Source organism: Mesorhizobium sp. AR10 (genome assembly GCF_024746795.1).
GTDB lineage: Bacteria > Pseudomonadota > Alphaproteobacteria > Rhizobiales > Rhizobiaceae > Mesorhizobium.
This window is the reverse complement of the sequence record NZ_CP080524.1, coordinates 3,295,348-3,307,321: the sequence shown is the minus strand read 5'-3', so window position 1 is coordinate 3,307,321 and position 11,974 is coordinate 3,295,348. Positions and strand designations below refer to the sequence as shown.

Sequence of the window (11,974 nt, the reverse complement as noted above, 5' to 3'; positions counted from 1 at the left end):
CGACGCCAGTTTTCCTGACCGCCATTGTTTCAGCCGGAGCCGGACATCAGGGCAAGGCAACCCTTGCAGTTGACCCCGGACGAATGCCCTGTACGCTCAGGTGGTCGCTCGCCGCTTGCATCCGGGGAAACGCATGGCCGACATCATTGTCGTGGACGACGAGACCGACGTGGCGTTCATGATCGCCGATTATCTGCAGGCAAAGGGCTACAGCGTCCGCACGGCATCCGGCGGCGCCGAACTGCGTGAGGAGATCACCGCGGCAAAGACCGACCTTGTCGTTCTCGACCTCAACATGCCCGGCGAGAACGGCTTCAGCCTGGCCCGCTGGCTGCGTGAGCATCACGACACGGGCATCGTCATGCTGACCAGCGCCGATTCGGTCTTCGACAAGGTGGCGGGCCTGGAGGTCGGTGCCGACGACTATCTCGTGAAGCCCTTCGCGCCGACCGAGTTGGAGGCACGGATCGACGCTGTGCTGCGCAGGCGCAGGCCGAAGGGATTGAACGGTGCCGAGATCTTGCCGGCCGGGCACTTCGCCTTCGGAGCCTATGTGTTCGATGCAAACGCGCGAAGCCTCAGAGACGCCGATGGCGTGGCCGTGGCGCTGACCCCGATGGAGCTTGATCTGGTGGCGGCCTTCGCCACCCGGGCCGGGCAGGTCATCGGTCGCGACGAACTGCTCGATCTTGCGCCACCCAGGGGCGACGAGCCCTTCGACCGCAGCATCGACAGCCGCATCACCCGGCTGCGCCGCCGGATCGAGAAGGATCCGACCAAACCGGAGCTGATCAAGACGATCCGCGGCGTGGGATACCTGTACCCGCGACGGTGATCTATCCTTGGTTCGGTGTGTGCCCTGTCACGCAAGTATCATGTTCGCGTCCTAGACCGCTTTGCGGAAAGGCATACGCGGCATCGTCGATGCGACGCGGAGCCTCTCAGAATCTCGGGCCGCTCCGGCTGTCACAAAGAGGATGTCCATGAAAACCCTGCACCGAACCGTGTCTTTCGGCGTCGCACTGGCGCTGTTCACCGCCTTGACGCCGGCCTTGGCCGAGAACTCCGCGACCGTCGGCGGCGTCAGCTTCGTCAACAAGGGCCTGGTCGGCGTCGGCCGCATCCCGGCCAACCAGAAGGACAAGTTTGGCGAGACCTTCGGCTCCGGCTCCGGCATGTCGATCGATACATCAGGCTGGACGCATGGCGCGGACGGCTACAAGGGTTCGCTCTGGCTGCTGCCGGATCGTGGCTATAATGTCGTCGGCACCACCGACTACCGGCCGCGCCTCAACACGATTGGCATCGAGTTCGCGCCGGTAGCACCGGGGGCCGCGCCCGCCGCCGGCCAGGAACAGACGGGCGTCAAGGCAACGCTCGCCGACACCATGCTGCTCACCGACGACAAGGGTGCCGATGCCACCGGCCTTGACCCGCTCAACGGCGTGCGCGCCGCTGCCGGCGACATGCCGATATTGCCCGAGGCCAACGGCAAGCTGGCACTCGACAACGAGGCGATCGCGCGGCTGCCCGACGGCTCGATGTTGATCTCCGACGAATACGGCCCCAACATCTACCGTTTCTCCGCCGACGGCCACCTGCTCTCGGCGACCCAGCCACCGGCGGCATTGGTGCCGATGCGCCACGGCACGCCGAACTTCGCCTCGGACAATCCTGGTCCCGGTGCCGCCGAACCCGATCCGAAGGACCCCGAGACCGGCCGCCAGAACAACCAGGGCCTCGAAGGCATGGCGCTGACCCCGGATGGCAAGTTCCTCATCGCGGTGCTGCAGTCGGCGCCCCGGCAGGATGGCGGCGATTCCGGCGCGACGCGCCAGAACACCCGCGCCTTGGTCTATGACGCCTCAGACCCAGCCCATCTCAAGCTTGCGCACGAATATGTCGTGCCGCTCCCGGTGTTCAAGGACGACAAGGGCAAGACCAAGGTTGCCGCGCAGAGCGAGATCGTGGCGCTGTCCGACAAGACCTTCCTGATGCTGGCGCGCGACAGCGGCAACGGCCAGGGGCTGAAAGGCGACACGTCGCTTCTGCGCCAGATCTTTGTCGTCGATGTTTCGGCCGCCACCGACATCGTCGGCGGCGCCTTCGATGCCGCCGAAAAGCCGCTGGCGCCCAAGGGCGTGCTCGACCCGTCGGTGACGCCGGCCAAGCTGACGCCGTTCATCGACATCAACGACAACAAGGAGCTCGGCCGTTTCGGCCTGCATGACGGCGCGCCGAACGACAAGAACAATCTGTCTGAGAAGTGGGAGGCGATGTCGGTGGTCAGCGTGCTCGATCCGAAGCTGCCCGACGACTATTTCCTGTTCGTCGCCAACGACAACGACTTCCTCACCCAGGACGGCTTCCAGGTCGGCGCGCCCTACAAGGCCGAGGACGGCGCCGATGTCGACACCATGTTCCTGGTCTACCAGGTGACGCTCCCCAGCCTCGCTACGAACTAGCTACACCCCTCAAGGCGGACGCGTCGAACGCGTCCGCCTTCAAACCGGTTGTCGACGATCACCAATGCCGTGAAGGCACTTACTTCAACATCTCCGCGTCCTTTGGCACGCCCGCATCGATCGGCTCGGCCGTCCTGTTCGACACGGCGGTGATCTTCCCTGCGGCCGACAGGTTCGGGCGCACGAAGACCTGCGCGACGCCGTTGACGCGGCTGTAGAGGTCGATGATGTCCTGGTTCATGAAGCGCACACAGCCGGAGGAAGCGTTCTTGCCAATGGAATCCCACTCCGGCGTGCCGTGCAGCCGGTACATCGTGTCCTTGCCGTCGCGGAACAGATACAGCGCGCGGGCGCCCAGCGGGCTTTGCGGGCCGGGCGGCATGCCGTCCTTGTACTTCGCCAGTTCCGGCCGGCGCTGGATCATTTCCGGCGGCGGCGTCCAGACCGGCCACTTCTTCCGCGCCTGAACCACGGCGCTGCCCGTCCATTCGAAACCGGCCTTGCCGAGGCTGACGCCGTAGCGGATAGCCGTGCCGCCATCGCGCACCAGATAGAGGAAGTGCTCGGAGGTATCGACGACGATCGTGCCGGGTTTTTCTCCGGTTGGGTCGGGCACGATCTGGCGCACGAACTTTGGATCGAGCTTGGCCACCGGGATCGCCGGCAGTTGATAGCCCTCGTCGACGCGCGCCGCATACATGCTTGCGGCAGCGCCGAAAGCCGAGTCGCTTGGCGGGGGCGGCGCTGCCGCTGGCGGCGTGACGACGTCCGTCGTGGTGCACGCCGATAGAGCCACGGAAGCCGCGCCCAAAGCGGATGCACCGAGAAACGCGCGCCGGTTCAGGCGCTCAGAAAACAGCGGACTATCGGACATGATCCCCCCGGCTTATCCATCAGATGTAGTAGTGATGTAGTAAGGAATGCGGCCCCACCCATCCAAGACCAATATCCCATTCCGGATGCTTTGAGAACATGATTGGCCTCTGGCACGCCGGGCAGAATTTTCCGACGTCGCATCGACCTGTCCCGCCAAATCGGCAATCATCGCGGACCGGACTAGAGATACTTCACCGAGTTGCCTGCCATGGACGAGAAGATGCCTGCGCGCCGGCGAACCGGCGACCTGACCAGCGGCCCGATCCCGCGCACGCTGCTGCTGTTTGCCCTGCCCGTGCTCGGCTCCAACGTGCTGCAGTCGCTCAACGGCTCGATCAACGCCGTCTGGGTCGGCCGCTTCCTCGGCGAGGCGGCGCTGACCGCCACCTCCAACGCCAATCTGGTGCTGTTCCTGATCCTCGGCACGGTGTTCGGCATCGGCATGGCCGCGACCATCCTGGTTGCGCAGTCGGTCGGCGCGCGTGACCTGCCCGAAGCCCGGCGCATCGTCGGCACCAGCGCCACCTTCTTCTTCGTCGTCTCGGTGCTGTTCGCGGTCTGCGGCTGGATCTGGGTCGATCTGATCCTCAGCACCCTCGGCACGCCGGCCGACGCGCTGCCGCTGGCCCGCTCCTATCTGCGCATCATCTTCGTCGCCGTGCCGATGATGAACCTGCTGTCCTTCGTCATGACGGTGCTGCGTGGCGCCGGCGATTCGCGCACGCCGTTTGTCTTCATGGCGCTGGCCGTCGTGCTCGACATCGTCTTGAATCCGCTGCTCATCCGCGGCATCGGCCCGTTTCCCGAACTCGGCATCGCCGGATCGGCCATGTCGACGCTGATCGGCCAGACGGTGAGCGTGATCGCCATCCTCGTCGTGCTCTATGCGCGCAAGCACCCGCTGCGGCTGGCCGGCGCCAATCTGGCCTTGCTGCGGCCGGATCCGGCGCTGCTGCGCATCGTCGTCTTCAAGGGCGTGCCGATGGGTCTGCAGATGATCGTGATCTCGGCGGCAGCATTGACGGTGATGGGCATGGTCAATTCCAACGGCTCGCAGGTTGCCGCCGCCTACGGCATCGCAGCGCAGCTCTGGACCTACATCCAGATGCCGGCTCTGGCCATCGGCGCCGCTGTGTCCTCGATGGCGGCGCAAAATGTCGGCGCCGGACGCTGGGACCGGATCGGCCGCATCGCCGCCTCCGGCGTGGTCTTCAACCTGCTGCTGACCGGCTCCCTGGTCGCACTGCTCTCCGTTTTCGACCGCCCGGTGCTTAGCCTGTTCTTGAGCAGCGACAGCGCAGCGATCGACATCGCCACCCATATCAACAGTGTCGCGTCGTGGTCGTTCATCCTGTTCGGCGTCACCATCGTGCTCTTCGCCACGGTGCGCGCCACTGGTGCGGTGATGCCGCCGCTGATCATCCTGGTGATCTCGGTGCTTCTGGTGCGCACCAGCTTCGCCTATTTCCTCCGCAGCGTGATCGGCGAAGAAGCGCTGTGGTGGAGCTTTCCAGCCGGCTCTATCACCTCGCTGGTGCTGGCTGCTGGCTATTATCGCTTTGGCCGCTGGCGCACCATGCACATGATCGAGGATCGCCCGGTTGCCGGCGAACCGCCGGACACCGGCCTTGGCGTGCCGCGCCAGCGCGCGAACATGGCGCCCGAGACACCGAACGGCTGAAAGACTGGAGGAACCATGAACAAAGGCAGGATCGAGGCATTCACCGACGGCGTCGTGGCCGCCTTGGCCTGGCTCGTGCCGGATACCAGGTTCGAGAGGTTGATCGAAAAGTAGGCGTCTCTACTTTCGCATCGCTTTCAGCTTTTCCGCTACGGACGCGGCAAGATCGGCATAGCGCTCCTCGAGCCGCTCGGCCGCCTTGATGATCGAAAAAACATGGCCGAATTTTTCCAGCGCCATGCGCAGTTTCTCGACGAACTCCGCCTGCTTTTCCAGCGCCGAGAACAGCGTCTTCACCTGCGCTTCGCTGATGTCGGGATTGGCAAGCATTTGCGGAACCTCGCGCCCCATCTGGTCGCCGGTGGCGGTCTGTTCTTTCAGGATCTCGATCCAGTCGGTCAATCGGCAACTCTCCCTTTGTGCCGGCAGCATGCGCAGCGCTTGCCGGTGCGGTCAAACCCGAAGACGCCGCGAGAGGCTTGCCTGAGCTGCATCCCACGCTAAGTTCGGCGCAACCCAAAACAAGGAAGAAATCATGACCACCGACACCGATATCCAGACCGCCTTGCCTGCCCTTGCCTCCGGCAACGTCGCCGTCATCACCGGCGGCGCCAGCGGCATCGGTCTCGCCGCAGCCAAGCGGTTCGCGGCAATGGGCATGAAAACCGTAATTGCCGACATCGGCGGCGCGCGCCTCGACCAGGCCCGCCAGGCGCTCGCCGCGATCGGCGGCGACGATGCCGTTCGTGCCATCGCCGCAAACGTTTCCTATATCGACGATTTGGACCAGCTGGCGGATGCCGCCTACGCTGCCTTTGGCGCGGTTTCGGTGCTGATGAACAATGCCGGCGTGGGCAACAATCCGGGTAAGCCGTGGGAAAACCGCGTTGCCTGGAGACGGCTCATGGATATCAATTTCTGGGGCGTCGTGCATGGCGTCCAGGTTTTCGCACCGCGCATGCTGGCTTCCGGCAAGCCCAGCCTGATCATCAACACCGGTTCCAAGCAAGGCATCACCACGCCGCCCGGCAACCTCGCCTACAACGTCTCCAAGGCCGGCGTGAAGACCTTCACCGAGGGCCTGGCACACGCCCTGCGCAACGAGCCGGGCGCGAAGGTCTCCGCCCACCTGCTCATTCCGGGCTTCACCTATACCGGCCTGACCGAAGGCGCGACCGAAAAGCCGGCCGGCGCCTGGACCGGCGAGCAGGTCATCGACTTCATGCTGGCTTCGCTGCTGCGTGGCGACTTCTACATCCTGTGCCCGGACAACGAGGCGACACGGCCGGTGGACGAAAAACGCATGGCCTGGGCGATCGGCGACATCATCGAGAATCGCCCTGCTCTGTCGCGCTGGCATCCAGACCACAAGGACGATTTCGCGGCCTTCATGGACGGCTGAGCTTCGCGCTCACGCCGCTTGCTTTTTCGAGCTGCGCTTCTGCGCCACGGCCTTCTTGGCGGCCATGTCGGCTATTTTCTGGTCATGCCGCTTCGCAGCCCGTTCGCATTTGTCGCGGATCTCCTCGACTTCGGTTTCGGTCAGGTGCTCGATGCCGATGAAATGATTGTGGCCTTCGCTGACCCGGATCAGTTCGTCGAGCTTGGCCTGGATCGCAGCGCCGTCACGGTTCTGAGTGTTCTGGATGAGAAACACCATCAGGAAGGTGATGATCGTCGTGCCGGTGTTGATGACCAGCTGCCAGGTGTCGGAAAAGTCGAAAACCGGCCCACTGACCGCCCACACCACGACAATCAGGCAACAGGCGGCAAATGTCAGCGGCAAGCCGGCAAGGTGCGCGACCTTGTTGGCGATGCTGGTAAAAAGCTTCTCGAACATCGGTAAATCCCCAAATGGCGGCCACGAGATGATCCCAAGGGATCGTCTCGCACCGGGAGAAACAACCGCGGCGGCTCCGGGTTCCCTGCAACAAGGGATTTCGTGAACGCGGCCTACGCGCCTGCGTAAGATCAGGGAATGGCGTTTTCCCAGCGATCGAGGAAAGCCTCGATCAGCATCGCCTGCATGTCGGGGACCGCCTTGGCCAGTTTTTCCGGCGGCCAGTCCCACCAGGCGAGGATTTCGATTCGCGTGGCGATGTCCGCGTCGAAACGCCGGCGCAGCGGCTTCGCCGGCACGCCGGTGACAATCGCATAGGCCGGCACATCGCGCGTCACCACTGCATTGGCGCCGACGATCGCGCCATTGCCGATGGTCACACCGGGCATGATAACCGCGCCATGGCCGATCCAGACATCGTGGCCAATGGTGACGGCCTTGGCCTGCCGCCGCGCGCGGAACGCCGCATCGACCCCCAGCCAGCGAAAATATTCGTTCGGCCGGTAGCTGACCTTGTGCTGGGTCACCCGTTCGATTGGATGCTCCAGCGCATTGATGCGGCTATTGGCGGCGATCGAACAGAATTTTCCGATCGTCGTGTAGATCGCTTCCGAATGGCGCTCGAAATAGGAGAAGTCGCCGACCGTCACTTCGCGCAGGACGACCCGCTCGCCGATCGAGACATAGCGCCCGAGCTTGCACGCCTTCAGTTCCGCGGTCGGATGGATACGCGGTTCGGGATCTTTCAGGACAAGGTTTTCTGGACGGTCCATGCGGGCGCTTTACGCCCGAGCGATTGGTCCCGCAAGCGGGACCAATCGTCCGTCAGCTGTTGCCAGGCCTTATTTCGGTTTGCCTTTGCTCCAAACCACGTTCTGGCCATAGAGCGGCACGGTGGTGACCGACATTTTCGCCGAGCCATCCTGCACCTGGCGCGAATGCGACAGGTAGATCAGCGTCTCGTTGGCCTTGTCGTAGATGCGGTTCACCACCTGCTTCTTCCAGATCAGGCTGATGCCTTGCTTGAACACTTCCTCGCCGGCCTCGCTCATGTCGATGTCACCGATGGTGATCGGGCCGGTCTGGCGGCAGGAGATCGAGGAATCGGAGGGATCTTCGAACCAGTTGCCTTTCTGCAGGCGGTCGATCACGCCACGGTCGAAATAGGAGACATGGCAGGTGACGCCTTCGACCTTCGGATCCTTGATCGCCTCGACGATGATGTCGTTGCCGAGCCAGTCGACGCCGACCTTGCCGACTTCCTCGGCGACAGCAGCGCCTGAGCCGACGACAAGGCATGCGGCCAAAGCGCCGCCGATCAGTTTTCGCAAGAGAGCCTCCAGCGTTCGAGTTTGCCGACCTCAGGTGGGGCGAGCGGCCGCACTTTGCAAGCAGATCGCCTTCCCAAGGGAATGCCGGTTGCGGCAACGCGACGTCTTTGCGTGCGCGGGGTCAAACCGTTAAGAGTGTTTGTCGACCGGAGCCGCATGGCGCTGGGCGCCCAATGAAAATCACGACGGACATTCACTGATGATGCGTTCAATTCTGGTCGGCATTCTTGTCCTGATGGCGGCCGGCATCGGCTGGCTCACCTTTGACTGGTACCGCGGCCACTATGGCGGCGAGCCGTACGGCGCACCGTTCACGCTGGTCGACCAGAAGGGCGCCCCGATCACTGAGGCGGCTCTTCGCGGCCATCCCAGCGTCGTCTTCTTCGGCTTCACCCACTGCCCGGAAGTCTGCCCCACAACCCTGTTCGAACTGGCCGGCTGGCTGAAGACCCTTGGTGACGACGGCAAGACCCTGCATGCCTATTTCGTCTCGGTCGATCCGGAGCGCGACACGCCCGATGTCATGAACACCTATGTCAGCAATTTCTCCGATCGCATCGTCGGCATATCAGGCGATCCGGACAAGGTTCATGCCATGGCCAAGGCCTTTGGCATCTATTGGAAAAAGGTCGATACCGGCGACGGCGACTACACGATGGACCACACCGCCTCGGTGCTGCTGCTGAATGCCAAGGGCGAATTCTCCGGCACCATTGCCTATGGCGAAAGCGCGGCAGCCGCCATTGCCAAGTTGAAGCGGCTGGCGGCGGAAGGCTGACACCCAATTCATGACCCAGACGCGGCTCTATTTCACCACCGGCAAGATCGAGGCCGACCGCATCTTCGGGGCGCTCGACGCGGCCTTCGAGGACGACGGCCTGCCGATCGCCGTGCTGGAGGTCGACGAGGATCGCGACATCCACGAAGTGTCGCTCTACGCCGATGGCGACGTTGACGCCGTCGAGAGGCGGGTGAAGGCCATCCTTGCCGGCCTTTCCGTGTCCAAGCCGATTGCACGCGAATCGCTGCCCGACATCGACTGGGTGGCGCGCTCGCTGGAGGGGCTGAAGCCGGTGCGCGCCGGCCGTTTCTTCGTCCACGGCGCGCATGACCGCAGGAAGCGCCACAGCGGCGAACTCGCCATCGAGATCGAGGCCGGCCTCGCCTTTGGCACCGGCCATCACGGCACCACAGCCGGCTGCCTCGAAATGCTGGAACAGGTCGTGCGGCGCGAGCACCCGCGCAACGCGCTCGACCTTGGCACCGGCAGCGCGGTGCTGGCCATTGCAGTGGCCAGGCTCGCCCATATCCCCGTGCTGGCGACCGACATCGATCCGATCGCCATAAAGGTCGCCGCCGCCAACGCCCGCCTCAACCACGTCAAGGCGCTGGTGGAAACGGTGACAGCGCCGGGCTTCCATCACCCGATCTTTGCCGCGCGCGCGCCTTTCGACCTCATCGTCGCCAATATACTGGCGCGGCCGCTGATGCGGTTGGCGCCGCAAATGGCCAGGCATATCGCGCTGGGCGGTTCGATCGTCCTGTCGGGCATCCTCGACCGCCAGCGCGACGCGGTAGTCTCGGCCTATGTCGGCCAGCAGTTCCGCCATGTCAGGACCTTGCACCGCGAGGGCTGGGTGACGATCCATCTCAAGCGGTGAAACGGATGTCGCCCAAAAGTGCTTGGCGGTTTTGGGACAACGAGATGCCTCAAAAAGGACGGCTGCTGGACCAAAAACCAGCCGATCCTTGCGCACTGTGTTCCCCGGAAATCGATTCCGATTTTTGGATCCATGCGCTACGGTCGTGGTCAGTATCCGAGGAGAGGCCGTCATGTTCCAGACCTTTGATTCCGCTGGCGATCCCAGCGTCGGCAAGCCGCACGTCGCGCTGCTGCGTCAATGGCTTACGGCCAATGGGCTTGATGGTTTCATCGTACCCCGCGCCGACGAGCACCAGGGCGAATACGTTGCCGACCGCTCGGCACGGCTGAAATGGCTGACCGGCTTCAGCGGCTCGGCCGGCGCCGCCATCGTGCTTGCCGACCGCGCCTTCATGTTTGTCGACGGGCGCTACACGCTGCAGGTGCGCCAGGAGGTCGATCTCGACATCTTTTCGATCGAGAGCCTCGTCGACAACCCGCCTGCCGCCTGGATCAAGGACAATCTCGGCAAGGGTGCGCGGCTGGGTTTCGACCCGTGGCTGCACACGCTGGCCGAGGTCAAGTCGCTGAAAGCCTCGGCCGAACAATCTGGTGCAACATTGGTGCCGCTCGAACGCAATCCGATCGACATCATCTGGAAGGATCAGCCCGAGCTGCCGCAGGCGCTGGTCGAGATTCATCCGATCGGCTTTGCCGGCGAACTGGCCAAAGACAAGCTGGTGCGGCTGGCAGCAGTGATCGCCAAGGATGGCGCCACCCATGCCGTGCTGACCGACCCCTCCTCCATTGCCTGGGCCTTCAACATCCGCGGCGGCGACGTGCCGCACACACCGCTGGCGCTCGGCTTCGCCGTGCTCGCCGCCGATGGCTCGCACCAGCTTTTCATGGATCAGCGCAAGTTTTCGCGCACCGTCGCGGCCTATCTCACTCAACTCGCCGAATTGCATGAGCCCGGCGAATTCGAGGCGGCGGTCGCAGCTCTTGCCAAGGGCGGTGCGAAGATCGCGCTCGACCCGGTGCTGGCGGCGGAAAGGCTGAAAATGCTGATCGAGGACAATGGCGGCGCCGTCATTGCCGCGCCCGACCCTGCCCGCATTCCGCGCGCGACCAAGAACCAGGCCGAGATCAATGGCAGTCGCGCCGCGCATCGCCGCGACGGTGCGGCTGTTGCCAAATTGCTCTGCTGGCTCGACCGTCAGAAACCCGGCAAGCTCGACGAGATCGCCGTCGTCACCAGGCTGGAGGAAACGCGCCGTGCCACTGGCGACGAAACGCAGATGCCGCTGCGCGACGTGTCCTTCGACACCATCTCCGGCGCCGGGCCGAACGGCGCCATCATGCACTACCGCGTCTCCCGCGCCACGAGCCGGAAGCTCGCGAAGGGTGAATTGTTCCTCCTTGATTCCGGCGGGCAGTATCAGGACGGCACCACCGACATCACCCGCACCGTGCCGATCGGCAAGCCGACCGAGGAGATGCGCGAGCGCTTCACGCTGGTGCTGAAGGGCATGATCGGCATTTCCATGCTGCGCTTTCCCCAGGGCACACGCGGCTCTGAAATAGACGCGGTGGCGCGGCTGGCGCTGTGGCGGCATGGCTGCGACTTCGCCCACGGCACCGGCCATGGCGTCGGCTCCTATCTGGCCGTGCACGAAGGGCCGCAGCGCATCGCCCGCACCGGCACCGAAAAGCTGCTCGCCGGCATGATCCTCTCCAACGAGCCCGGCTATTACAAGGAAGGTTCCTACGGCATCCGCATCGAGAATCTCGTCCTGGTGACGCCGGCCGAAGCGGTCGAGGGCGGCGACATCGCCATGCATGGCTTCGAGACGCTGACGCTGGCGCCTATCGACGTCAGGCTGGTGCGCACCGACCTCCTGACGCGCGACGAACTGCATTGGCTCGACCAGTACCACGCACGGGTGCTGGCCGAGATCGGGCCAATGCTCGACGGCGAGACGCTGGCCTGGCTAGAGAAGGCGACAGCACCACTGCCGCACGACGCCAAGATCTGATTTTCTGAAGGCTCGAGGGTGTGTTGAGATTCAGGTCAGGCCGCGCCGGAGTCGAAGACGGGCGCGAAGCCACCAACTGGGTGGATTCCGAGAACCGGAGCGG

The 11,974-nt window shown here is 64.1% G+C and carries 12 protein-coding genes; 7 read left to right on the top strand and 5 right to left on the bottom strand.

The genetic code is table 11. The annotated features are described in order from the left end of the window. The first annotated feature begins 133 nt into the window (after positions 1 to 133). On the top strand, positions 134 to 835 hold the full coding sequence (locus LHFGNBLO_RS19450) for a response regulator transcription factor (protein ID WP_258600850.1): 702 nt from the start codon (positions 134 to 136) through the stop codon (positions 833 to 835). Positions 836 to 983: 148 nt separating this feature from the next. Then, positions 984 to 2,465: an esterase-like activity of phytase family protein gene (locus LHFGNBLO_RS19445; protein ID WP_258600849.1), complete on the top strand. Its 1,482-nt coding sequence runs from the start codon at positions 984 to 986 to the stop codon at positions 2,463 to 2,465. 79 nt (positions 2,466 to 2,544) lie between these two features. On the opposite strand, the gene LHFGNBLO_RS19440 is transcribed toward LHFGNBLO_RS19445, so the two are convergent. Beyond that, positions 2,545 to 3,339, bottom strand: coding sequence for a L,D-transpeptidase (locus tag LHFGNBLO_RS19440; protein ID WP_258600848.1), 795 nt, complete (start codon positions 3,337 to 3,339; stop codon positions 2,545 to 2,547). A gap of 210 nt (positions 3,340 to 3,549) precedes the next feature. On the opposite strand from LHFGNBLO_RS19440, the gene LHFGNBLO_RS19435 reads away from it, so the two are divergent. Further along, positions 3,550 to 5,022, top strand: coding sequence for an MATE family efflux transporter (locus tag LHFGNBLO_RS19435; RefSeq protein ID WP_258600847.1), 1,473 nt, complete (start codon positions 3,550 to 3,552; stop codon positions 5,020 to 5,022). Positions 5,023 to 5,142: 120 nt separating this feature from the next. Here LHFGNBLO_RS19435 and LHFGNBLO_RS19430 read toward each other — a convergent pair whose 3' ends face one another. Further along, a complete protein-coding gene (locus tag LHFGNBLO_RS19430) occupies positions 5,143 to 5,424 on the bottom strand; it encodes a hypothetical protein (RefSeq protein WP_258600846.1) in 282 nt (93 codons plus the stop codon). A 133-nt stretch (positions 5,425 to 5,557) separates the two neighbouring features. Between LHFGNBLO_RS19430 and LHFGNBLO_RS19425 the strand changes: the two genes are divergently transcribed. Further along, positions 5,558 to 6,424: an SDR family NAD(P)-dependent oxidoreductase gene (locus tag LHFGNBLO_RS19425; protein ID WP_258600845.1), complete on the top strand. Its 867-nt coding sequence runs from the start codon at positions 5,558 to 5,560 to the stop codon at positions 6,422 to 6,424. A gap of 9 nt (positions 6,425 to 6,433) precedes the next feature. On the opposite strand, the gene LHFGNBLO_RS19420 is transcribed toward LHFGNBLO_RS19425, so the two are convergent. From LHFGNBLO_RS19420 to LHFGNBLO_RS19410, 3 genes are all read right to left on the bottom strand, one after another. After that, entirely contained in the window at positions 6,434 to 6,862 is a 429-nt protein-coding gene (locus LHFGNBLO_RS19420) for a low affinity iron permease family protein (RefSeq protein WP_258600844.1), read from the bottom strand. A 131-nt stretch (positions 6,863 to 6,993) separates the two neighbouring features. Beyond that, positions 6,994 to 7,635 (bottom strand): DapH/DapD/GlmU-related protein, encoded by a 642-nt coding sequence (locus tag LHFGNBLO_RS19415; protein ID WP_258600843.1) that lies wholly within the window; start codon positions 7,633 to 7,635, stop codon positions 6,994 to 6,996. 69 nt (positions 7,636 to 7,704) lie between these two features. Further along, positions 7,705 to 8,193 carry a CreA family protein gene (locus LHFGNBLO_RS19410; RefSeq protein WP_258600841.1) on the bottom strand — a complete coding sequence of 163 codons (489 nt, stop codon included), beginning with the start codon at positions 8,191 to 8,193 and terminating at the stop codon, positions 7,705 to 7,707. Positions 8,194 to 8,392: 199 nt separating this feature from the next. On the opposite strand from LHFGNBLO_RS19410, the gene LHFGNBLO_RS19405 reads away from it, so the two are divergent. The 3 genes from LHFGNBLO_RS19405 (at position 8,393) to LHFGNBLO_RS19395 (ending at position 11,871) form a co-directional block, all read left to right on the top strand. Next, complete coding sequence (locus tag LHFGNBLO_RS19405) at positions 8,393 to 8,971, top strand: SCO family protein (RefSeq protein ID WP_258600840.1); 579 nt, start codon at positions 8,393 to 8,395, stop codon at positions 8,969 to 8,971. Positions 8,972 to 8,981: 10 nt separating this feature from the next. Next, positions 8,982 to 9,854 (top strand): 50S ribosomal protein L11 methyltransferase, encoded by an 873-nt coding sequence (locus LHFGNBLO_RS19400; protein ID WP_258600839.1) that lies wholly within the window; start codon positions 8,982 to 8,984, stop codon positions 9,852 to 9,854. A gap of 172 nt (positions 9,855 to 10,026) precedes the next feature. Continuing rightward, on the top strand, positions 10,027 to 11,871 hold the full coding sequence (locus tag LHFGNBLO_RS19395; protein WP_258600838.1) for an aminopeptidase P family protein: 1,845 nt from the start codon (positions 10,027 to 10,029) through the stop codon (positions 11,869 to 11,871). Positions 11,872 to 11,974: the final 103 nt, after the last annotated feature.